This is a genomic window from Serratia sp. CY38905, assembly GCF_052168875.1.
In the GTDB taxonomy this organism is placed as follows: domain Bacteria; phylum Pseudomonadota; class Gammaproteobacteria; order Enterobacterales; family Enterobacteriaceae; genus Serratia; species Serratia sarumanii.
On record NZ_JBJNLV010000001.1, the window covers coordinates 1,127,121 to 1,150,053 of the forward strand.

A 22,933-nucleotide genomic window follows, 5' to 3' on the forward strand; every position below is an offset into this window, starting at 1 on the left:
GAATTAAATGCCGGGGGTACTCTTAGCCGGCCACCCGGTGGTTGCCCATGATCTCCAGCGCCCGCACCAGCGCGGAGTGATCCAGTTCGCCGTCGCCATTGGCGGCGCAGACGTTGAACAACTCCTGGCAAGTGGCGGTATTCGGCAGGCTGAGCGCCAGCGCCTTCGCGCCCTGCAGCGCCAGATTAAGATCCTTCTGGTGCAGCGAGATGCGGAACCCTGGCGCGAACGCCCGCTTGATCATCCGCTCACCGTGCACCTCCAGAATGCGCGACGAGGCGAAACCGCCCATCAGGGCTTCACGCACCCGGGCCGGATCGGCGCCGGCGCGCGAGGCGAACACCAGCGCCTCAGAGACCGCTTCGATGGTCAACGCCACGATGATCTGGTTGGCGACCTTGCAGGTTTGCCCGTCGCCGTTGCCGCCGATCAGCGTGATGTTCTTGCCCATCAGCGCCAGCAGCGGCTGCACCCGTTCGAAGGTCGCTTCCTCGCCCCCCACCATGATGGTCAGCGTGCCCTGTTTGGCGCCCACTTCGCCGCCGGAAACCGGCGCGTCCAGGTACTGGGCGCCCAGCTGGTTGATGCGCTGCGCGAACCGCTTGGTCTCCAGCGGTGAAATGGAGCTCATATCCACCACCACTTTGCCGTTCAGCTTGCCGGCGGCGCAGCCGCGTTCACCGAACAGCACCTCCTCCACCTGCGGCGTATCCGGCACCATGATGAAGATCACGTCCGCCTCATCCGCCACCTGCTGCGGATCGCCGCAGGCAATGGCCCCTTGCTGCAACAGCGCCGCCGGCACCTGATGCCGGGTATGGGCGTAAAGCGTGTGCCCGCCCGCCAGCAGCTTTTCCGCCATCGGCGCGCCCATGATGCCCAGACCGATAAATCCCACTTTCATTTTCATCTCCTCAAGACAGGTATTTTTTAATCCATGACAGGCCGCTTTCCGTGGTGGTGAGCGGTTTGTATTCACAGCCGATCCAGCCGCGGTAACCCATGCGATCCAGCTGCGCGAAGATAAACTCGCAGTTGATTTCGCCGGTGCCCGGCTCGTGCCGCCCCGGGTTGTCGGCGACCTGAACGTGGTCGATCTTCGCCAGCAGGCGCTCAAGGGTCTGCGTCAGCTCTCCCTCCATGCGCTGCATGTGGTAAAGGTCGTACTGCAGATACAGGTTGGGGCTGCCGATCGCTTCGATCAGTTCGATTGCCTGCCGGGAGGTTTGCAGGTAGAACTGCGGCATGTCGTAGCGGTTGATCGGTTCGATCAGCAGGCGGATATTCTGCCGCGCCAGAGCGTCGGCGGCGTAGCTCAGGTTCTCTTTCACCCGTTCGTCGGTGGCGTGGCGGCCGACGGCGGGATCCGGATTGCCGATCAGGCAGTTGATGCGATCGCAGCCCAGCGCCTGCGCATACTCGATCGCGCGCCCGACGCCGTCGCGGAACTCCGCTTCGCGCCCCGGCAAGCAGGCGATGCCCCGTTCGCCCGCCGCCCAGTCGCCGGCCGGCAGGTTGAACAGCACCTGGCTCAGGCGATGCGCCTCCAGTTCGCTGCGCAGCGCGGCGATCGGGTAGTCATAGGGAAACATGTATTCCACCGCGCTGAAGCCCTGCTCCTTCGCCCGACGGAAGCGCTGCATGAAATCGACTTCGGTGAACAGCATGGACAGGTTGGCTGAAAATTTTGGCATGGTAAGGCTCCTCAACGATAATCAAAGAAGTTGACCGAGGTCGGCGCGTCTTCCGGCGTTGCCGCCACCGGTTCGAACTCGTTGACGTTATCCAGCTCGGTGCCCATGGAAATATTGGTGACGCGCTCCAGGATGATTTCCACCACCACCGGCACCCGGTGCTGCTGCATCAGTTCCTGGGCCTGACGGAACGCCGGCGCGATCTCTTCCGGTTTGAACACCCGCAGCGCCTTGCAGCCCAGCCCTTCCGCCACCTTGACGTGATCGACGCCGTACTCGCCAATCTCCGCGTTGTTGATGTTTTCAAACGACAGCTGCACACAGTAATCCATATCGAACCCGCGCTGCGCCTGGCGGATCAGCCCCAGGTAGGCGTTGTTCACCAGCACGTGGATATAGGGCAGCTTGAACTGCGCGCCGACCGCCAGCTCTTCGATCATGAACTGGAAATCATAGTCGCCCGACAGCGCGATCACCTTGCGCTGCGGATCGGCGGCGCACACGCCCAGCGCCGCAGGCAACGTCCAGCCCAGCGGGCCGGCCTGGCCGGCGTTGATCCAGTGACGCGGCTCGAAAACGTGCAGCATTTGCGCGGCGGCGATCTGCGACAGCCCGATGGTGGTGACGTAGCAGGCGTCGCGGCCGAAGGCACGGTTCATCTCTTCATACACCCGCTGCGGCTTGACCGGCACGTTGTCGAAGTGGGTCTTGCGCAGCAGCGTTTGCTTGCGCTGCAGACAGGCGGCGCACCAGGCGTCGCGATTCGGCAACTCGCCGCGCTCGAAGCGGCGCTTTGCCGTGTCCACCAGCATTTGCAGCGCGATGCGCGCGTCGGAAACGATGCCCAGATCCGGGCAGATCACCCGGCCAATCTGCGTCGGCTCGATATCGATGTGCACCACCTTGCGCCCGGCGGTGTACTTGTCCACCGAGCCGGTGTGGCGGTTGGCCCAGCGGTTGCCGATGCCGAACACCAGATCCGAATCCAGCAGGTTGGCGTTGCCGTAGCGATGCGAGGTTTGCAGGCCCGCCATGCCCGCCATCAGCGGGTGATCGTCCGGAATGGCGCCCCAGCCCATCAGCGTCGGGATCACCGGCACGTTGCAGATCTCCGCCAGCTGCTGCAGCAGATCCGCCGCATCGGCGTTGTGAATGCCGCCGCCGGCGATGATCAGCGGCTTTTTCGCCGCGCACAGCAGATCCAGCGCTTTGTCGATCTGCATCTGGGTGGCCGCCGGCTTATAGGCGGGCAGCGAAGAGTAGGTGTCCGGATCGAACTCGATCTCCGCCATCTGCACGTCGAAAGGCAGGTCGATCAGCACCGGGCCCGGCCGGCCGGAGCGCATCAGGTGGAACGCCTGCTGCAGCACACGCGGCACCAGCGCCGGCTCCTGCACGGTGACCGCCATCTTGGTCACCGGCTTGGCGATCGATTCGATGTCTACCGCCTGAAAATCTTCTTTGTGCAAACGCGCACGCGGCGCCTGGCCGGTGATGCACAGAATCGGGATCGAGTCGGCGGAGGCGGAGTAAAGGCCGGTGATCATGTCGGTGCCCGCCGGGCCGGAGGTGCCGATGCACACGCCGATATTGCCGGCGGCGGCGCGGGTGTAGCCTTCCGCCATGTGCGAGGCCCCTTCCACGTGCCGCGCCAGGTAGTGTTTGATGCCGCCGTGCCGCCGCATCGCATCGTAGAACGGGTTGATCGCCGCGCCGGGCACGCCGAACGCGGTGGTGATCCCTTCTTTTTCCAGCACGTGCATTGCCGCGTCTACCGCTCGCATAATTGCCATGTGATGCTCTCCTTAATTTATTGGAAAATTTTTCCAACTTAAAATTACGCTCAAAAAAACCCGTTTGCTCATCAAACGGGGAGTCTTGCTCCGCGCCGGTTCAGCCCGGCGCGCGACGTTTACGCCTTGCTGCGCGATTCGCCCAGCGCGGCGCTGATGTCTCTGGCCACTTCACCCACCAGTTCGCCCAGCTCCTTGAACCGCTCCTTGCCGACCCGCGAACTGGGCCCGGAGATGGAGATGGCGGCGATCACGTTGTTGTTGCGATCGAAAATCGCCGAAGCCAGGCAGTTCAGGCCGAGCGCGTGCTCTTCATCGTCGATGGTGTAGCCCTGTTCCAGCGACTGATGCAGATCCTTGCGCAGCAGGTTCACGCTGGTCAGCGTCTTCGGCGTATAGGATTGCAGCCCCGAACGCACGATCAGATCCAGCATCTCCTCTTCCGCCAGCGGGTACAGCAGCGCCTTGCCGGCGCCCGAGGCGTGCAGCGGCAAACGGCTGCCCAGCGGTGCGCACATGCGCACCATCGCCTGGCACTCGCATTGGCGAATCAGCACCGCGTCGAAATTGTTGCGGATCGCCAGGTTGGCGGTCTCGCCGGACAGCAGCATCAGCCGGCGCATGAACGGCCCGGCCACCGATACCACGTCGCGATCGTTCATGTAAGCGGAACCGACGGTGAACGACTGAATGCCGATATGCCACCAGCCCAGCTGTGGATCCTGAAAGACGAATTCCGATTTCTCCAGCACTTTCAACAACCTGAAGGTGGTGGAAAGCGGCAACTCCAGCTTTTCGGACAGCACGGAAACCGACGAACTCCCCCCGGCGTTGGCCAGGTACTGGAGGATCTCCAGCCCGCGATCCAACGCCTGCGCTCCTTTGGTGGCGCCGGCTTCGGTGGCGGGGCGTCCTTTCCTGCGTAATTCGGTCATTCAAGCTTCCTTTGTCAGTGACGGCATGGGTGACGCTATGATAAACGCCCAGCGCGGCGTGCGGCCAGCGCTATGCCAAAACTATGCGATACGGCTCCGGCAAGCGGCTTACCACGCAGTTGTCGGCGCCCGCGCGATCGATAGTGAAAAAGTCGGTGACCTTCGCATAGGCGAACAGCGGGTGGTGCCAGACATTGCGATGATAGTTGATCCCCTGTTTGCCGTTGGTGATAAAGGCGCGCAGGGTGCCGACGGGGATGGTTTCGCCCGGTTCGGCGACGATCACCACGAAGCGTTCGCCGTTCATCGGCACAAAGGCCTGCGACGAGAGCGGATGCTTTTCCAACAGGGAAAAGGTCATCGGCAGATCGCAGGGTTCCGCCCGGTTGATGCTGGCCAGCACCCGGTTGCCGTCGGACACCTCTATCCTGGCGAGATCGTGATAACGCTCGGTTTTCCCGTCATTGATATGAAAGAAACGCGAGCCCTCTATCTGCAATACATCGCCATAAGGCGCAAAGGCCGCCGGCGTTAATTCTTCGATGACTAAATCCATGTGATTCTCCCAAGCGCATGACCCAGACGACGATTGAACGGCGATATTTCACCCAACGCCTTCACTCTAGACAGCGCGTGGTGAATTTGACAGCATTTTTTTGGAAAATTTTTCCACAATAAGATCGCCAGCACACTTTATGATCGAAGAGTAATATTAGTTGCCTTAAATCAATGAATTAAAAAACCGCCTGATTCATCATCGGGCAAAATGGGGCGGCGCATATTCATCGCTATCGGGTGATTCTGTGACCGGGATCGTGGGGTTGCGCTTTGCCGCTGCCTATCGCGCCGCAACATCAGTAGATTCTTCTCACCGATAACCGAAAAGGCGGTGTCAGCCAAGGACCCCTCATGCTGGATCACGAAACCATTCGTTCGTTTATCAAGGTTGCCGAGTGCCAAAGTTTCTCCCGCGCGGCGGAGCTGCTGCACAAAACCACCGCCACCATCAGCTACCGCATCAAAACGCTGGAAGAGAGCATCGGCACGCAGCTGTTTATCCGCACCACCCGCACCGTCAACCTGACGCCGGCCGGAGAGTATTTGCTGGAACGCTGCCGCCAGTGGCACACCTGGCTGGACGCCATGCCGGGCGAGCTGCGGCAAATCAACGACGGCGTAGAGCATCAGGTGAATATCGTGATCAACAACCTGCTGTACGACGCCGCCGCCGTAGCCGGGCTGTTAACTCACCTGCACGACAAATACCCGTTCACCCAATTCCACATTTCCCGCCAGGTGTACATGGGCGTGTGGGACGCGTTGCTGAATGAGGATTGCCATCTGGCGATCGGCGCGGCGGGCAACGAATCGCTGGAAAACAGCATCAAGGTGCTGCCGCTGGGCAAAATAGAGTGGGTGTTCGCCATCGCGCCGACGCACCCGCTGGCCGCCGCCGCCGATCCGCTGAACGAAACGCAGCTGCGCCCTTACGCCGCGATCAACGTCGAAGATACCGCACGCCATTTGGCCAAGCGCACCGCCTGGCTGCTGTCGGGCCAGCAGGAAATCAAGGTGCCGGATCTGCGCACCAAGCTGGAGTGCCATCTGCGCGGTCTCGGGATCGGTTTCCTTCCGCGCCGGCTGTGCCAAACTTATCTGGAGAGCGGCGAGTTGGTGGCCAAACAGCTCAAATACCCGCGCCAGTCTTCTCCCCTGTCGCTGGCCTGGTCCGATGCTCGCGGCGGCGAAGCAGTGCGCACCCTTATCAACCTGTTCCAGACGCGGGATCCGCTGATCGCGGGTTTGATCGGCGCTCTGGATTAAGTCTCGGTATCGGTAGGCATTTTTCCGGCGCTGACGTAATATCTGTTTACATATGTCTGACAGGAGGTTTGCATGCTTACTTTTATCCCCATCGTGATCGTCGTCGCGCTGATTGTGGTGTTCGCCGGCGTCAAAATTGTGCCGCAGGGGTTCCAATGGACGGTAGAACGCTTCGGCCGCTACACCAAAACGCTGATGCCGGGCCTGAACCTGGTGGTGCCGTTCATGGACCGCATCGGCCGTAAAATCAACATGATGGAACAGGTACTGGACATTCCCTCGCAGGAGGTGATTTCCCGCGATAACGCCAACGTCGCCATCGACGCGGTGTGCTTTATCCAGGTGGTCGATCCGGCCCGCGCCGCCTACGAGGTCAGCAACCTCGAACAGGCGATCGTCAACCTGACCATGACCAACTTCCGCACCGTGCTCGGCTCGATGGAGCTGGACGAAATGCTGTCGCAGCGCGACAGCATCAACAGCCGCCTGCTGCACATCGTCGATGAAGCAACCAATCCGTGGGGGGTGAAAATCACCCGTATCGAGATCCGCGACGTGCGGCCGCCGGCGGAACTGATCGCCTCGATGAACGCCCAGATGAAGGCCGAACGGACCAAGCGCGCCGACATCCTGGAGGCGGAAGGGGTGCGTCAGGCGGCCATTCTGCGCGCCGAAGGGGAGAAACAGTCGCAGATCCTGAAGGCCGAGGGCGAACGCCAGTCGGCATTCCTGCAGGCGGAAGCGCGTGAACGCGCCGCCGAGGCCGAGGCGCGCGCTACCCAGCTGGTGTCCGACGCCATCGCCAGCGGTAACATTCAGGCGGTGAACTACTTCGTGGCGCAGAAATACACCGACGCGCTGCAGAAGATCGGTTCCTCCAACAACAGCAAAGTGGTGATGATGCCGCTGGACGCCAGCAGCCTGCTCGGCTCGATCGGCGGCATTACCGAACTGCTGAAAGAAAGCAAAGGCAAATAATCATGCTTGAACTGATCGCGGCGAATCCGCTGTGGTTTTGGCTCTCCCTCGGGGGCGTGTTGCTGGCGGCGGAAATGCTCGGCGCCGGCGGCTACCTGCTGTGGAGCGGCGTGGCGGCGCTGTTGGTCGGCGTGCTGATCTGGCTGCTGCCGCCGCTTTCCTGGGCGTGGCAGGGCATGATCTTCGCCGTCCTGACCGTCGTCGTCGCCTACCTGTGGTGGTACTGGCTGCGCCGGCGCCCGGCGGCCGCATCCGGCGGTTCGCCGGTGCTCAACCAGCGCAACCGCCAGCTGATCGGCACTCGCGCTACGCTGACGGAGCCGATGCACAACGGCATGGGGCGCATCAATATCGGTGACAGTAGCTGGCGCGCGCAGGCGGCAGAAGATCTGCCCGCCGGCACCGAAGTGGAAGTGGTAGCGGTGGAAGGCGTCACGCTGGTGATCCGCGCCATCGGCCGCTAATTTGAACGACAGCATCCTGCCAGGTTGTTGATGATGGGGCACTCCGCCCCCTCGTCGCCCGGACATTGATCGGCCAGCGTCACCAGGCGCTGGCGCATTTCGCCCAGTTCGCTGATGTGCCTGTCGATCTCCGCCACCTTCTGCAGCGTTCGCGCCTTCACGTCGGCGCTGTGGCGAGCCGGATCGTTGAACAACGCCACCAGCTCGCGGCACTCGTCCAGGTTGAAGCCTACCTGCCGCGCCTGGCGCAGCAGCGTCAGCTCTTCAACGTGCCTGGCGGAATAATGGCGGTAACCGTTATCGCTGCGGATCGGGGCGGTAATCAGCGCTTTCTCTTCGTAAAAACGAATCGTTTTGCTGGTTAACCCGGTTTTTTTCGCGACGTCGCTAATATTCATTTTCCCTCCTTGACCTTACCCTTGCTGGAAGGTTTAAGCTTCATTCTTAGTGAAAACAGGTTCGGCGGTCAACCTTTAAACACCGCCGTTTAAGCAAGGAGTTCAATCATGTCACACACCACTATGCTGGCATTGCAGGGGCTGTCCTGCATGAACTGCGCGCAGCGGGTGAAAAAAGCCCTGGAAAGCCGCAGCGATGTCGAACAGGCGGACGTTAACGTGCATTACGCCAAAGTGACCGGCGACGCACCGGACAGCGCGCTGATCGACAGCGTGACCGCCGCCGGTTATCAGGCCGAAGTCGCGCCGCGCGCCGATACCGAACTGCAGCTGAGCGGCCTGAGCTGCATGCACTGCGTCGGCACCACCCGCAAAGCGCTGGAAGCGGTGCCGGGCGTGTTCGCCGCCGACGTCGCTATCGACAGCGCGAAAGTGTACGGCGATGCCGATCCGCAGGCGCTGATCGCCGCGGTGGAAGATGCCGGTTATCACGCCGGCGTAGCGGGCGCCGCCGCCCCAAAAACTGAGCCGTTGACTGACGCAACACCTTCGTTGCCGGACGTTCAGCCTGCGGCGCAATCTCCCCTTCCGGCAACCGACGGCGCGGACGACAGCGTACAGCTGCTGCTCAGCGGCATGACCTGCGCCAGCTGCGTCAATAAAGTGCAGCAGGCGCTGCAAAGCGTTCCCGGCGTTGAGCACGCGCGCGTCAACCTGGCGGAACGCAGCGCGCTGGTGACCGGCGCCGCCGATGCGCAGGCGCTGGTGGCGGCGGTGGAAAAAGCCGGCTACGGCGCCGAGATGATTCAGGATGAAACCGAACGCCGCGAGCGCCAGCAGCAGACCGCACGCGCCAACATGAAGCGCTTTAGCTGGCAGGCGGCGCTGGGTCTGGCGTTGGGTATCCCACTGATGGCCTGGGGGCTGTTCGGCGGCAGCATGACGCTGACGCCGGAAACCCAGCGCCCCTGGCTGCTGGTCGGCGTCATCACCCTGGCGGTGATGGTGTTCGCCGGTGGGCACTTCTACCGCAACGCCTGGCGCGCGCTGATGAACGGCAGCGCCACCATGGACACCCTGGTGGCGCTCGGCACCGGCGCCGCCTGGCTTTACTCGATCGCCGTCAACATTTGGCCCGATTTCTTCCCGATGGAGGCGCGCCACCTCTATTACGAGGCCAGCGCGATGATCATCGGTTTGATCAACCTCGGCCATGCGCTGGAGCAGCGCGCCCGTCAGCGTTCTTCGCAGGCGCTGGAGCGGTTGCTGGATCTGACGCCGCCTACCGCACGGCTGGTGACCGACGACGGCGAGCGCGATATTCCGCTGGCGGAGGTGCAGCTCGGCATGACGCTGCGGCTGACCACCGGCGATCGCGTGCCGGTCGACGGTGAAATCGTGCAGGGTGAAGTCTGGCTCGATGAAGCGATGCTGACCGGCGAAGCGGTGCCGCAGCAGAAAGGCCCCGGCGATACGGTGCATGCCGGGACGGTGGTCGACGACGGCAGCGTGCTGTTCCGCGCCGCCGCCATCGGCAGCCAAACCACGCTGGCGCGCATCATCAAACTGGTGCGCCAGGCGCAGAGCAGTAAACCGGCGATCGGTCAACTGGCCGATCGCGTCTCGGCGGTGTTTGTGCCGGCGGTGGTGGCGATCGCCCTGTTCAGCGCGGCGATGTGGTACTTCTTCGGCCCGCAGCCGCAGCTGGTCTACACGCTGGTGATCGCCACCACGGTGCTGATCATCGCCTGTCCGTGCGCATTGGGATTGGCGACGCCGATGTCGATCATCTCCGGCGTGGGCCGCGCGGCGGAGTTCGGCGTGCTGGTACGCGACGCCGACGCCCTGCAGCAGGCCAGCCAGTTGGACACCCTGGTGTTCGACAAAACCGGCACCCTGACCGAAGGGAAACCGCAGGTGGTAGAGATCCTGACCTTCAATCAGGTCAGCGAGCAGCAGGCGATCGGCTGGGCCGCCGCGCTGGAGCAAGGCTCCAACCACCCGCTGGCGCGCGCCATCATGGAACGCGCCGCCGGGCAAACGCTGCCGCAGGTCGCGCAGTTCCGCACCCTGCGCGGCGCCGGCGTCAGCGGGGAGATCGACGGCGTGCAGTTGCTGCTGGGCAACGCCGCGCTGCTGGAGCAGCATCAGGTCGCGATCGCCGAACTGGAAGCGCCGATGCGCGCCCAGGCCGAACGCGGCGTGACACCGGTGCTGCTGGCCGTTAACGGTAAACCGGCCGCGCTGTTCGCCATTCGCGATCCGCTGCGCGAAGACAGCGTCGCGGCGCTGCAGCGCCTGCACCAGCAGGGATATCAGCTGGTGATGCTGACCGGCGACAACCCGGTGACCGCCAACGCCATCGCCAAAGAGGCCGGTATCGATCGGGTGATTGCCGGGGTGCTGCCGGACGGCAAAGCAGCGGCGATCAAACAGCTGCAGGCGCAGGGCCAACGCGTGGCGATGGTCGGCGACGGCATCAACGACGCCCCGGCGCTGGCGCAGGCCGACGTGGGCATCGCGATGGGCGGCGGCAGCGACATCGCCATCGAGACCGCCGCCATCACCCTGATGCGCCACAGCCTGCACGGCGTGGCGGATGCGGTGGAACTGTCGAAGGCCACGCTGCGCAACATGAAGCAGAACCTGTTCGGCGCCTTTATCTACAATACGCTGGGTATCCCGATCGCGGCCGGCGTGCTCTACCCGCTGACCGGCGCGCTTCTCAGCCCGGTGGTGGCGGGCGCGGCGATGGCGCTGTCGTCGATTACCGTGGTCAGCAACGCCAACCGGCTGCTGCGTTTTAAACCCAGGAAGTGATCTCAGGGGCGCCGTCATGGCGCCCCGCCGTTTTCCGGGCTTTCCTGCGCGACGGATAGCGTTTAGCATGAATGACGATTTTCCCTCGCCTTTCATGCTGAAACGCGCACCCGTTATTCAGGAGCCACGCCGTATGGGTCAACTGTTACGCCGCCTCGCCGCCTTTCTCGGCCTGATCTCGCCCAAACGATACGCTTATCCGGCGCTGGACATCACTCTGCCGGGCGATCGTCGGCTGCATCTGGTGGGCAGCATCCATATGGGCACCGTCGATATGTCGCCGTTGCCGCCCCGGCTGGCCGCCCGGCTGCAACAGGCCGACGCGCTGATCGTCGAGGCCGATATCACCGATTCCGCCTCCCCTTTCGACCACGCAGAGCTGCAGCCGGCGCTGGAACAGCGTCTGTCCGCCGAAGAATATCAACGGCTGCTGGCGCTGTGCCATGAGTTGGGCGCCGATCCGCACGCCTTCGCCACCCTGCCCGGCTGGCAGGTGGCGCTGATGATGCAGGCGCGCCAGGCTCAGCGTTTGGGGCTGCGGGCAGAGTACGGCGTGGACTATCAGCTGCTGCAGGCCGCCAGGGTACAGGACAAACCGGTGATCGAACTGGAAGGGGCGCAGCAGCAGCTGGCGATGCTGGAACAACTGCCGGAAGGCGGCATTGCGCTGCTGCGCGATACGCTGGAACACTGGCACACCAACGCGCGGCTGCTGCAAACCATGGTGAGCTGGTGGCTGGACGCCAAACCGCGCGGCACGCTGGACACCCTGCCCGCCACCTTCAGCGCCGGGCTGTACGACGTGCTGATGCATCAGCGCAATCGCGACTGGCGGCGTCAGCTGGAGGCGCTGCCGGCCGGGAACTATGTGGTGGCGGTTGGTGCATTACACCTGTACGGCGAGGATAACCTGCCGGCGATGCTGCAGCCGCAGGGCTAAAAAAGAGGCCAATATCGCTATTGGCCAGTCAAAGAGGAATTTCTTGTATTCTAGTTATACGCATAGCAACCGTGTTAACGGTTACAGCAAACAGGGTAGCAACCCGGTGAATATCTTGGCAACCCGCTTTATGTAACAGCCGCTCAGGTTGCCGTACAGGTTGGATTTTTGTATTTTTAAGACTGGTTATCACCCTTCCCCTACAGGGACATTCTGGACAACACATCATGACGCCCGCAGTCGTTCTGCTTGAGAAACAAAAGGTCGCCTTTACCCTTCATCCGTATCACCACGACAGCGATGAAACCAACTTCGGCGACGAGGCGGTGAGAAAGCTGGGGCTGGATGCCGATCGGGTTTACAAAACGCTGCTGGTGGCGCTGAACGGCGACGCCAAACATCTGGCGGTGGCGGTCACGCCGGTCGCCACCCAGTTGGATCTGAAAAAGGTCGCCCGCGCGCTCGGCGCCAAAAAGGCCGAGATGGCCGATCCGCAGCTGGCCCAGCGCGTCACCGGGTATCTGGTGGGCGGCATCAGCCCGCTGGGGCAGAAAAAACGGCTGCCGACGGTGATCGACAGCCCGGCGCAAGCGTTCGCCACCATCTACGTTTCCGGCGGCAAACGCGGGCTGGACATCGAACTGGCCGCCGCCGATCTGTGCCGCCTGCTGGCCGGCAGCTTCGCCGACATCGCCAAGCGCGACTGACGCCGCCTTCTCAGCGGCACACCACCGTGGCGTCACAGGCCGCCAGCGTCTCGACCAGGCGATCCTCCAGCGCTTTCACCTCTGCGCCGGGCACCAGGTAGTTGTTGCTGATGATGGCGAACGCCAGCGGCCGCCCGGCCGCCGAGTCGACATAGCCGCTGAGCGACGATACCCCGGTCATGGAACCGCTCTTGGCGTGGGCGCGGCCGGCAGCCGCGCTTTTCACCATGCGGCTCCGCAGCGTGCCGCCCACCAGCAGCCCCGGCTGGCCCGCGATGGGCAAGGCGTTATACCAGTCGGCGAACCACGGCTGTTTTCTGGCCGCCAGCAGCAGCGTCGTCAGCTGCTGCGGCGTGATCTGGTTCATGCGCGACAGCCCGGAACCGTCCACCTGGCGATACGCGCTGGCCTCGATGCCCTGGCTTTGCACAAACCGGCCGATCGCCTGCAGGCCGGCGGCCCAGTCCCCCTTGCCCTGCGTCTTGCGGCCCATCGCTTTGGTCAATACCTCGCCGTAACCATTGTTGGACACTTTCAGGAAGGTGACGGCCAATCGGGAGAGCGGCGGCGAGGTTTTTTCCGCCAGCAGCCGGGCGCCCGCAGGGGTCACGCCTTCTTCAGCGTTGCCGCGCAGCGTGATGCCGTGCGCGCGCAGGGCATTTTGCAATAAGGCGCCAACCACGCGGGCGGGCTGATCGACGGTAATCAAGCGTGAGCTGGCCTCCGCCTGCGCGGCGACGGTGCCGCTGACCACGATTCGGTTGCTGCCCGGCTGGCGATCGAACGTCAGTGCGGTGTCGCCGCCGGTGGTGGTGCGGTTGACCAGCCTCACCGCGTCATTGGCGGGATAGAAACTCACCCGCCCTGGCGCACCGGCGCGGGCGCCCGGCTGCACGTCCACCTGCACCACGTTGATATCGCCGCCGGGGGTAAAGGCGTAGTTCAGCGCCGAGATCGGCGCGGCGAAGGCGAAGGGTTCGTCGTCCCAGCTCCAGCCGGCGCCGAATGGCGTTTGATCGAACGCGCTGGCATCCAGGATCAGCCGCCCATGGATATGGCGAATGCCACGCTGCGCCAGCGTGGCGGCGAAGCTGTCGAGATCGTCCGGGTGCAGCGTCGGATCGCCGCTGCCCTGCAGATAGAGATCCCCCCGCAAGGTGTCGCCGCGCTGCTCGCCGGTGGTCAGCAGCCGGGTTTCAAACCGGTAATCCGCCCCCAGCACGCCGAACGCCGCCAGAGACGTGAACATCTTCATGTTGGAAGCCGGCGCCAAACGCTGCTCCGCGTGCGCCTGATACAGCACGGTGCCGCTCTCGGCGTCGCGCACCATCACGCCGTTCGACGCCCCAATCAGCGCCTTGTCCTGGCCGAGGGCCGTCAGCGCCTGGCTAAGCGTTTGCTCATGACGTTGGCCGGATGACGAACACCCCGCCAGCGCCAGGATGGCGGGCAGCAGCCAGCCTGCGGTTTTCAACATGTCATCTTCCTGCTTGCGTTATCAAAACCAAATTGCCGCTCAGGCTATCATTAGAAGGCGGCGACGTCCTGTTTTCCATTCGCTGAACAAAGATTTTTGCCTGTTGATATTATAAAACAAACAATAATAAGAATTGCTAAACAATCCAGGCAATAAAGTTTGAATATGAACTATATTATGTGAAACAACCTTTAATATAATGTTAATGTTTTTAATGTGTCGTGTTGACAATATACAAAGCCAAAGCTATCGTTACTCCCCATTAAAACCCACAACCTATTATTAATAACAATTTACTTATATGAATTTTAAAATGTGATCTCACTCACTGACTTCCATAGGGAATAACACGCCATGTCTGCAAAAACAGGGCCCGATGGTCATCATGTTATTTTTGATGGCGCGGGCATCGGTGACTTTTGTCCTGAAACGTCGCTGCTTGAAAACTTTGAAAGATTAAATATCGACATCCCCAATCTATGCCGAAAGGGGAGGTGCGGCTGTTGCAAATTACTTCTAATCAGCGGAAATATACGCCATGAAAAACAGAGTGCCTTATGCGAAGAGGAGTTAGAAGAGAATATTATTCTAGCTTGCTGTGCCTATTCACAATCGGATATTGAAATAGAACTCTATTAATAAGGATTAACCGATGAGCCTCATTGAAACCACGTTGAAAAAATGGGATCGCGCCGCGATTGTCCGCTCCCGTCCTCGTCGCCTTCTCAACGAACAGGACAGCCAATCAACCCTTTTCTTCCCCCTCGAACGTCTGCCGCTGTGCCTCCATCCGCGCGTTGCCGCGCTCGGTGAACAAGCATTGCGCTATATTCAGGTGCAAACCCTCTACCACTACCTGAATGGCATCGCCAACATCGAGTTGGATATCATCAATGATTCCAGTTACAAGCTCTACAAAAACGCGGTCGGCGTAGACTTTCCGCTTGAAATGCGCTTAGACGCGCTGACCGTGGTCGTGGATGAGTCCTATCACGCCCTGGTGGCGCTGGATCTGATCAATCAGGTAGAGCAGATGACGTCCATTGCGCCGCTGCCGATGCCAAAAGACACCGAGGCTTCCTATGCCCTGGCGCAATCGTTGGCAATGGGGGACGAACGGCTGCGCGAACTGCTGCGACTGGTGTGCGTGTCTCTGTCTGAGCAGGCGCTGACGACCGATCTTATCGATGTGATCAACAACGAAGATATTTTCCCGACCTTCTATCTGGTGATGAAAGATCACGTTGCGGATGAAGGCCGCCATGCCCGCTTCTCACAGCAGGTGCTAAGCCATATCTGGCGCCACAGCGACGCGGCGACCAAGCAAGCGTTGCAACAACCGATTTTGGCTTTCCTGGAAGGCTACGCAACCGACGCTATCGCCAAAGATTTCAGCGCCTGCATGTTGCGCCAACTCGGACTGGCCGAAGCGGAAATTATCGACATCATCGCAGATACTTATCCAGCAACGCATGTTAAACCGTGGGAAACCAATAATATCGTCACGGAACAAATGCTGGTGGCACTGAATAAATCGGGCATTCTGGCTGATTTGCCTATCGCCGATGCGCTGCATGCAAAAATCTAATTAACCGGCATAAAAATTCAGCACCCTTTGATATTCCGCAAGGGAAATCATTATTCTCAGGAAGCAAAAATGGAATTACTTCATATTGGCTATTTCGGCGACAGTGCCTGCGGTAAATTATTAACAGACGAAATCCAGGAATACGGCCATCAGGTTAGTTTTATCAGTCTCGAACGCCGTCCAATCGAAAAATTCGATCTTATTATCACAACTGAAAATAACGCTGAAACAATACGACGGCTGCAACAGCAGGGAAAAAATCTGCTGACGATCGTAACCAATAAAAAAAATATTAGCGACATTGATACTCTGCAAAACCAAGAACACTTTTCTCTGTACTTTAGCTCCGCCGGCCAAACCGCTTATCTGTGCGACGCGCTGTCCGATATGGTCGCAGGCGCCCAACTTCCCCTGCTGCAGGAAAAGCTTGTCGACATTGTGGTCGAGCTTTCGCGTGGCGGCTTACCGCACGCACAAGACACTCCCTACCGTTTGGCGCGTAAATACTATGCCGAATCACCGACGCGCATGCGCGAGTTGACCGCATTGCTGATGGAACGCCTTGGCGATCAGATGCAGGGGCGTTGCGGCAGCGATCTCTGCCATCTCACCTGGCAACCCGGCGCCGACTTCCATACGCTGCCGGTGGCGGACATCACGTCCCCCGCACAGCTGCAACATTTCTTCTTTAATGAAACCGGCGCGCTCAAACAGGGGCGCTATGCCCAGCCACGAGCGATGGTCGACGTAGCGGCTTGCGGTGACGGCACTCAGCTTACCCTGTATGGCGACGACATGCGTTTCAACGCGTTCACCGACTATCTTGACGCGCTATTGGCAGATCCGGCCGATCCCGTCGCCGCGCCCATTGTTACTCAACCTCAAACGTTGCATCGCCTGAGCCAATTCAACGCAACCGACGATGCCAAGCTGCTGGCGCACGACGTCATCGCTTTGTTCCGCCACGCCGCCGCCGCTCATCCGCAACAGGCCGCGCTGCATGCCGATGGCCAGATATACAGCTATGGCGAGATCGATCGCGCCTCGGATCAGTTTGCCTGTTGGCTGCTTGAACACTGCGGGGCCGCCAGCTCGGTCGTCGCCGTCTCGATGGACAAGTCAGCGACGCTGCTGATCGTGCTGTTGGGGATACTGAAAAGCAATAAAACCTATGTACTGCTCGATCCGCAGGCGCCAGCGGCGCGCAATCAAAGCATTCTTGACGACGTGCAGCCTGCGCTGATTTTGGCCGACTCGCCGTTGCACTCTGGCGACGCGCCGTGCATTGCGCCATCAAGCATTGACTACCGTTCGCTGAACATCCATGCGGAGCAACTCCCTCAATCGCGAGACGCACTGGCCTACGTCTGCTATACCTCCGGGACGACCGGCAAACCCAAAGGCGTCATGATAGGGCGTGAGGGCCTGAGCAACGTGGCGCAAAACCACCGCGATTTCATTGGCCTGGCGCAAGGCAGTCGCGTGCTGGCCATCGCCTCGTTGGGTTTCGACGCCTTCGGCTGGGACGTCTATGGCGCGTTGGTCAGCGGTGCGACGCTTTATCTGGCGCCCTCGGAGCTGCATACCGATGTCGGCGCGCTGCACGATTATCTGACTCGACACGATATCGGCCATATCACTATTACACCGGCAATTCTGGAATTGTTGCCCCGCGAAATGTGGCCGGGACTGCGGACAATGATCGTCATGGGAGACGCACCGCCAGCGGACGTCGTCACCTGGTGGGCCGAGCGCACCCGATTGTGCAACGGTTACGGGCCGACCGAGGCTTCCATTGCCACTTCGCTGTGCGAGTATCGTCCAGGCGTTCCCTGGAACTGCATTGGCAAACCGCTGAAAAACTACCGTTGTCACATCCTTGATCCCCACCACAATCCACTGCCGGTCGGTTTTGAGGGCGAACTGTGCATCGCCGGCAGCGGCCTGGCGCACGGTTACCTGCATCAAGAGGCGCTGAGCGCAGAGAAGTTCATTACCTGTCGGCTACCGTATATGGCGGCCGAAGAGCGCCTTTATCAAACCGGTGACATCGCCAAATGGGACGAACAGGGCAACATTATTTTCGTCGGCCGCCGTGATCACCAGGTGAAGATACGCGGTGTACGCATCGAAATGGGTGAAGTGGAAAGCGCCGTCCGCAGTCACCCCCTGGTTGAAAGCGCCTGCGTGGTGGCTCGCAGCCAGCCCTCGGGCAAAATTCTCGCCGCCTTCGTACAACCCGCTTCGCCTGAGCTGACGATCGACGCGCTGCGTCACGCGTTGGTCACACAGCTCCACCCAGCCGCGATCCCCAGCGTCTTTATTTTCTTGCCGGCGCTGCCGCTGACCATCAATGGCAAGATCGCCCGTCAACAGTTGGAAAACTGGCCGCTGGATGAACGAAATGAGCGCCTGACGCCACCGGAAACAGAAACTGAGGCCATTCTCGAGCGCATCGTGGCCAACGCCATCGGCTGTCCGCAAGCCGACGTCACACAGGAGTTCATCAACCTGGGCGCACACTCGCTGACAATGAGCAAAATCGTCGCGCTCGTCGCACGCGATCTTTGCTGCCACCTGAGCATCGCCGATCTGTTCCGCCATAATACGGTACGCAAACTGGCCGAATATATCGAGAATAAGGCCGTTGCCGCGGAGCGCGCCATCGCGATCTGCGACGAACGCCGCGCGCCGCTCAGCCCTCAGCAGAACCTGCTCTGGTACCTGAGCGCATTGAATCCTGACGACTGCAGTTACAACCTGCCGCTGGCGATAGACATCCAGGGCTCGCTCGATCTGGCGCGCTTTGAACAGGCGATCAATTTTATCTATGAAAAACATGAAAGCCTGCGCACTCGCTTCGCCGAAACCGACGGTGTCGCCTATCAGTTGGCAGAACCGCATACCCCGATTCGTCTTGCCGACCACTGGGTGGAAGGCCAAACGCTGTCGGCAGAGAAGTGGGTGCGCCAACTGTGTGCCACGCCTTTCGACATCACCGCTCGCCCGCCGCTGGTGCTTCGGCTGGTACAGTATCATCAGCAGCACCATGTTTTGATTTGGGTAAAACACAACATAATTACCGACGCCTGGAGCGAACAGCTGATCCTTAACGATCTGTGGCAGCGCTATAACGAGCTCGACGATCACAATGGGTTTGACGCGCCGCAACCGCAGATCCAAACCATTGACATCGTCAACAGCGGCATCGCACCACCTGCGCCGGCGGATGTCGCTTACTGGCAACAGCAACTGCAAGGCTGCCGCGAACTGGACTTCCCGCTGGATAAACCACGCCCGCTAATGCCGACACATGCCGGAGAACGCATCCATTATCAGCTGCAGCCCGACGTGGCCGGTCTGCTGGCGTCACGGGGCAAAGCGCTGGGCGCCACGCCTTTCGCCTTGCTCTGCGCGGCATTAAGTTTACTGCTCAGCCGTTATACCCAGCAGCAGGATATCGTCATCGGCACCGCCATTGCAGCGCGGGACAACCTGGATCAGGCGCAGGTCAGCGGCTTCCATGTCAATACCGTACCGCTGCGTATCCAACTGAGCGAACAGGACACCCTGGCCGAGCTGATCGGTAACATGATGGAAACCTGTATCGGCGCCTATCAGCATCAGCAGCTCTCGTTCGACCGGATCTTGCACCAGATCGAATACGAGCGGATGTCGAATAAAAATCCGTTATTCCAAATCATGGCGATCCTGCAGAACGCCGGCGACGTATGCCAACAAAACCTGCACGATTGCACGCTGCATCGCTTGCCGCTTTCGTCCGGCTTCTCGATGTTCGATATGACCTGGAACTTTAGTGTGGAACAGGACGCCGTCGCCATCGAACTCGATTACGCCAGCGAACTGTTTTATCCCGCCAGCATGCAGATGCTGTTGGACAACTATCAGCAAACGCTGCGGCAACTGCTCACCCTGCCGGCCAACACGGCGCAGCGTGCCCTCAACCCGCTATGCGAACGGGAACAACATTGGCTGCAACAGTTGGCCGTCAGCTCGGACGCAGGTTCAGGTGACTCGCTGCTGGTGCAAATTGATCGCTTGGCACAAACCCAGCCTGACAGCCTCGCCGTCAGCTGCGAACGGCAACAGTACAGCTACCGTCAGCTGTGGGCACAGTCTGAACGCATCGCGCATGCATTGCAGCGCATCGACAGCAAGCCTTTTTCGGTCGGCGTCATGATGGAGAAAAGTTGCCACGTCGCCGTACTCCTGCTCGGCGTGCTGAGAGCCGGCAAACACTACGTGCCGATTGACGTACACTACCCGGCCGACCGCGTGAGCTACATGATCGAGAACGCGCAAGCCCGGTTGCTGGTGACCGATGGTGAGCCAGAACAACGTTGGGCCAGTCCCGCCGTCGGTTTCGACTCGCTGGTTTCTCAACCTGCAGCGGCCGACACATTGCCGATCCCAGCCGACGATACGCTGGCCTACATCATGTACACCTCAGGCTCAACCGGTAACCCAAAAGGCGTGATGATCACCCACGGCAACCTGAACAATTTCACCCACGACTTCGTCGGGCGGCTGGCGCTGAGCGCGAGCGATAAGGTGCTCAGCCTGACCAGCATCAGCTTCGATATTTTTGGGTTGGAACTGTTCTGCTCGCTGGCCGGCGGCGCGCACGCCACGCTGTGTCCACGAGAAACCGCCATGGATCCGGTCAAGTTGTATCACTTTATCGAGCGACAGCAGCCCAGCGTGATTCAAGCGACACCTACCGTCTGGAGCACCATCGTCCACCATCTGCCGGCGACGGGCCAGCGCCCCCTGACCGTGCTGTGCGGCGGCGAGAAGATGCCGGCGGCCTTGTTGACGCAATTGCGACGCATCGCGACACGGGTGCTGCAGGTGTATGGCCCGACGGAAACCACCATCTGGTCGACCTGCGCCGATCTGACTCACGAAGGCGCGAGCGACTGTATCGGCACGCCGATACAGTCGACTGACGTTCTGGTCATGGATCAGGCCGGCAACCCGATGCCAAGCGGCGCATTTGGTGAGCTATGGCTGGGCGGCGCAGGGGTATCACCGGGGTATTGGCGCAACCCGACGCTGAGCGATAAGGTCTTTCTACGGCGCCAGGCGTTCGGCACCGAGCGCTATATGTACCGCACCGGCGACATTGTGCGGTTTAATCGTCAGGGGCAGCTGGAATACCTCGGCCGGAACGATCACCAGGTCAAAATTCGCGGCCACCGCATCGAATTGAGCGAAATCGATCTCAGTTTATCCTCTCTCGACAATATCGAGCGGTCGCTCAGCTTAATTGTCGGTGAAGGCCAGCAGGCCCGCATCGTCAGCTACCTGCAGTTAACGCCGGGAGAGGAGCTGAATGAAAAAGCGGTGCGCACGGCGCTGAAAGCTCGCTTGCCGAATATCATGATCCCGTCCGGTTTTGTGGTGCTGTCGGCCTTCCCGCTCACCAACAACAATAAAATCGACATTCGTCGGCTACCGGCGCCGGAAACCCGCTACTCGGCTTCCGAAGCGGACTACACGCCTGCGGCCAACGAGGCGGAAAGCGCCATGCAGCATATCTGGCAACAAGTCTTGTCGCAGACGCAGATCAGCGTCTGCGACAGCTTCTTCAGCCTGGGTGGAAATTCACTGCAGATCCCGCAACTGCTGCACGCCATTCGTCAACAGATGGGCGTCTCGCTGACTATCCGCGAATTCATCATGCACAGCCAGATCCGCGAACTCACCGCGCTGGCCTTGAGCAAAACTGCCGGGGTCGCCGATGAAACGCATTGAGGTGTACCACCATGGACGTTGTCATCACCTTGACTACCGAGAGCCGCTGCGGCTCTCGGCCAGGCTGGACTTCACCGATAACCCGACCAACCTTTATGGCGTGGCCCCCGCCGATTCAGCGCCGCTGAGTTACGGCGATACCGTCGCCAGCGTGCGTCATGGCGGGGTCTGCAACGCCGAGCGTATCAGCCTGGTGCCACACTGCCACGGCACGCACACCGAATGCATCGGCCATATTCTTCCTGAAACGCACAACGTGGCGGATTTGCCGCTTGAACCGTTCATCGCCGCCACCCTGATTCGCGTCAGGCCGCAACGCGCGGACGGGACCACGGAGAGCTATAACGCCAGCGCTGCCTCTGAAGATTGGCTGATTACCCGGGCGGCGCTCGATGACGCGCTGGCGCCGTTGTCGGGCGACTACCTGCAGGCTTTGGTGATAGCGGTCGAGACGCCGAGCGATTTCCGCGCCGCAGCCTGTGCGCCCTACTTCAGCCATCAAGCTCTGGCGCGCATCGTCGAACTCGGCGTCCAGCATCTGTTGGTGGATATTCCGTCGATCGACCGGCTATACGACGGCGGACGCATGGACAACCATCGCCGTTTTTGGGGGCTTGATGCCCCCAACAGGCCGCACTCCGGGCGCAAATACGCCTCCGTGACCGAGCTGATTCAGGTTCCCGCACACGCCGCGGCGGGGCACTATTTTCTGACCATTCAACTGCCGGATCTGAGCGGGGATGCCCTTCCCAGTCGGCCCGTCCTATTTTCGTTTTCTACAGGGAAAGTGACATCATGAATTACGCCAGCTATCTGCAGCTAAACCAGCTGCTGTCACTGCAACAGCCAGCCTCGCCGTCTGCGGAACACCGCAATGAAAACTTGTTTATCATCACTCATCAAACCTACGAGCTCTGGTTCAAGCAGTTGATCGATGAGCTTCATCTGGCGATTGCGCTGATCGAAGAAGGAGATATACCGGCGGCGATCGAAACGATGACGCGCGTCAATGCCATTACCCAAACCGTGGTGAATCAGATCGCCGTGATTTGCACGCTGAAGTTTCATGAATTCCAGCGTTTTCGCAGCTATCTCGGCACCGCCAGCGGTTTCCAATCCTACCAGTTTGCCGGCATAGAAGCGCTGCTCGGCAAGGAAAACCCAAAGAAACTACAACAGTATCAAGGTGATGAAGAGGCACAGCGCCGATTGGCGGCTATTATCCAACCGGTTTCCCTATGGCAGGCGATACGCGGCCACCTGATGCGTCTCAATGACCAGCCCAATCAGGCGGCGCAAGGCTTCGACGACATCATCAGGCAATCGCTGACGCGTTCAGGCTGCGAATCGCTACTGCTCAACCAACTGCTTGATTTGGATTCACTGCTGCAAGAGTGGCGTTACCGCCATGTGAAACTGGTGGAGCGTACGATCGGGCAGCGGAAAGGTACCGGCGGTTCATCGGGTTCGGACTATCTTAAATCTACGCTGTTCACGCCGATCTTCGATGAATTGTGGAACGCCATCAACTGAGTGC

General features: G+C 60.6%; 18 protein-coding genes. 11 read left to right on the plus strand and 7 right to left on the minus strand.

Annotated elements, in window-relative coordinates:
- Window positions 1-22: 22 nt before the first annotated feature.
- The 5 genes from glxR to ACJ8MK_RS05720 form a co-directional block, all read right to left on the minus strand.
- On the minus strand, window positions 23-904 hold the full coding sequence (gene glxR / locus ACJ8MK_RS05700; RefSeq protein ID WP_033653229.1) for a 2-hydroxy-3-oxopropionate reductase: 882 nt from the start codon (window positions 902-904) through the stop codon (window positions 23-25).
- 10 nt (window positions 905-914) lie between these two features.
- On the minus strand, window positions 915-1,694 hold the full coding sequence (gene hyi, locus ACJ8MK_RS05705) for a hydroxypyruvate isomerase (protein WP_047568952.1): 780 nt from the start codon (window positions 1,692-1,694) through the stop codon (window positions 915-917).
- 11 nt (window positions 1,695-1,705) lie between these two features.
- Window positions 1,706-3,487, minus strand: coding sequence for a glyoxylate carboligase (gcl, locus tag ACJ8MK_RS05710; protein WP_049213828.1), 1,782 nt, complete (start codon window positions 3,485-3,487; stop codon window positions 1,706-1,708).
- A 119-nt stretch (window positions 3,488-3,606) separates the two neighbouring features.
- The gene (allR, locus tag ACJ8MK_RS05715; RefSeq protein WP_015376892.1) at window positions 3,607-4,422 is read right to left on the minus strand and encodes an HTH-type transcriptional repressor AllR; all 816 of its coding nucleotides are present in this window, start codon (window positions 4,420-4,422) and stop codon (window positions 3,607-3,609) included.
- Between the two features lie 70 nt (window positions 4,423-4,492).
- A complete protein-coding gene (locus ACJ8MK_RS05720; protein WP_033653231.1) occupies window positions 4,493-4,978 on the minus strand; it encodes an ureidoglycolate lyase in 486 nt (161 codons plus the stop codon).
- A 353-nt stretch (window positions 4,979-5,331) separates the two neighbouring features.
- Here ACJ8MK_RS05720 and allS point away from each other — a divergent pair, with 353 nt between their 5' ends.
- The 3 genes from allS (at window position 5,332) to ACJ8MK_RS05735 (ending at window position 7,688) form a co-directional block, all read left to right on the plus strand.
- Window positions 5,332-6,246 (plus strand): HTH-type transcriptional activator AllS, encoded by a 915-nt coding sequence (allS, locus tag ACJ8MK_RS05725; RefSeq protein ID WP_033653232.1) that lies wholly within the window; start codon window positions 5,332-5,334, stop codon window positions 6,244-6,246.
- A 72-nt stretch (window positions 6,247-6,318) separates the two neighbouring features.
- Complete coding sequence (locus tag ACJ8MK_RS05730; protein WP_004940203.1) at window positions 6,319-7,224, plus strand: SPFH domain-containing protein; 906 nt, start codon at window positions 6,319-6,321, stop codon at window positions 7,222-7,224.
- A 2-nt stretch (window positions 7,225-7,226) separates the two neighbouring features.
- Window positions 7,227-7,688, plus strand: a complete 462-nt coding sequence (locus ACJ8MK_RS05735; protein WP_033637369.1) for an NfeD family protein — start codon at window positions 7,227-7,229, stop codon at window positions 7,686-7,688.
- On the opposite strand, the gene cueR is transcribed toward ACJ8MK_RS05735, so the two are convergent.
- A complete protein-coding gene (gene cueR / locus ACJ8MK_RS05740; RefSeq protein WP_033637368.1) occupies window positions 7,685-8,086 on the minus strand; it encodes a Cu(I)-responsive transcriptional regulator in 402 nt (133 codons plus the stop codon). The genes ACJ8MK_RS05735 and cueR overlap by 4 nt on opposite strands.
- Window positions 8,087-8,194: 108 nt before the next feature.
- Here cueR and copA point away from each other — a divergent pair, with 108 nt between their 5' ends.
- The 3 genes from copA (at window position 8,195) to ybaK (ending at window position 12,553) form a co-directional block, all read left to right on the plus strand.
- On the plus strand, window positions 8,195-10,906 hold the full coding sequence (copA, locus tag ACJ8MK_RS05745; protein ID WP_164038777.1) for a copper-exporting P-type ATPase CopA: 2,712 nt from the start codon (window positions 8,195-8,197) through the stop codon (window positions 10,904-10,906).
- A 133-nt stretch (window positions 10,907-11,039) separates the two neighbouring features.
- Complete coding sequence (locus tag ACJ8MK_RS05750; RefSeq protein ID WP_308359137.1) at window positions 11,040-11,846, plus strand: TraB/GumN family protein; 807 nt, start codon at window positions 11,040-11,042, stop codon at window positions 11,844-11,846.
- A gap of 227 nt (window positions 11,847-12,073) precedes the next feature.
- A complete protein-coding gene (gene ybaK / locus ACJ8MK_RS05755) occupies window positions 12,074-12,553 on the plus strand; it encodes a Cys-tRNA(Pro)/Cys-tRNA(Cys) deacylase YbaK (RefSeq protein WP_004940240.1) in 480 nt (159 codons plus the stop codon).
- 10 nt (window positions 12,554-12,563) lie between these two features.
- Here ybaK and dacB read toward each other — a convergent pair whose 3' ends face one another.
- Window positions 12,564-14,030: a D-alanyl-D-alanine carboxypeptidase/D-alanyl-D-alanine endopeptidase gene (gene dacB / locus ACJ8MK_RS05760; RefSeq protein ID WP_164038781.1), complete on the minus strand. Its 1,467-nt coding sequence runs from the start codon at window positions 14,028-14,030 to the stop codon at window positions 12,564-12,566.
- A gap of 354 nt (window positions 14,031-14,384) precedes the next feature.
- On the opposite strand from dacB, the gene ACJ8MK_RS05765 reads away from it, so the two are divergent.
- From ACJ8MK_RS05765 to ACJ8MK_RS05785, 5 genes are all read left to right on the plus strand, one after another.
- Complete coding sequence (locus ACJ8MK_RS05765; protein ID WP_071883774.1) at window positions 14,385-14,669, plus strand: 2Fe-2S iron-sulfur cluster-binding protein; 285 nt, start codon at window positions 14,385-14,387, stop codon at window positions 14,667-14,669.
- 13 nt (window positions 14,670-14,682) lie between these two features.
- Window positions 14,683-15,618, plus strand: a complete 936-nt coding sequence (locus ACJ8MK_RS05770; protein WP_033647255.1) for a diiron oxygenase — start codon at window positions 14,683-14,685, stop codon at window positions 15,616-15,618.
- A gap of 69 nt (window positions 15,619-15,687) precedes the next feature.
- The gene (locus ACJ8MK_RS05775) at window positions 15,688-21,396 is read left to right on the plus strand and encodes an amino acid adenylation domain-containing protein (protein ID WP_442517584.1); all 5,709 of its coding nucleotides are present in this window, start codon (window positions 15,688-15,690) and stop codon (window positions 21,394-21,396) included.
- Complete coding sequence (locus ACJ8MK_RS05780) at window positions 21,383-22,195, plus strand: cyclase family protein (RefSeq protein WP_164038785.1); 813 nt, start codon at window positions 21,383-21,385, stop codon at window positions 22,193-22,195. Before ACJ8MK_RS05775 ends, ACJ8MK_RS05780 begins: the two co-directional genes overlap by 14 nt.
- Entirely contained in the window at window positions 22,192-22,929 is a 738-nt protein-coding gene (locus ACJ8MK_RS05785; protein ID WP_033647260.1) for a tryptophan 2,3-dioxygenase family protein, read from the plus strand. The genes ACJ8MK_RS05780 and ACJ8MK_RS05785 overlap by 4 nt, the downstream gene beginning before the upstream one ends.
- Window positions 22,930-22,933: the final 4 nt, after the last annotated feature.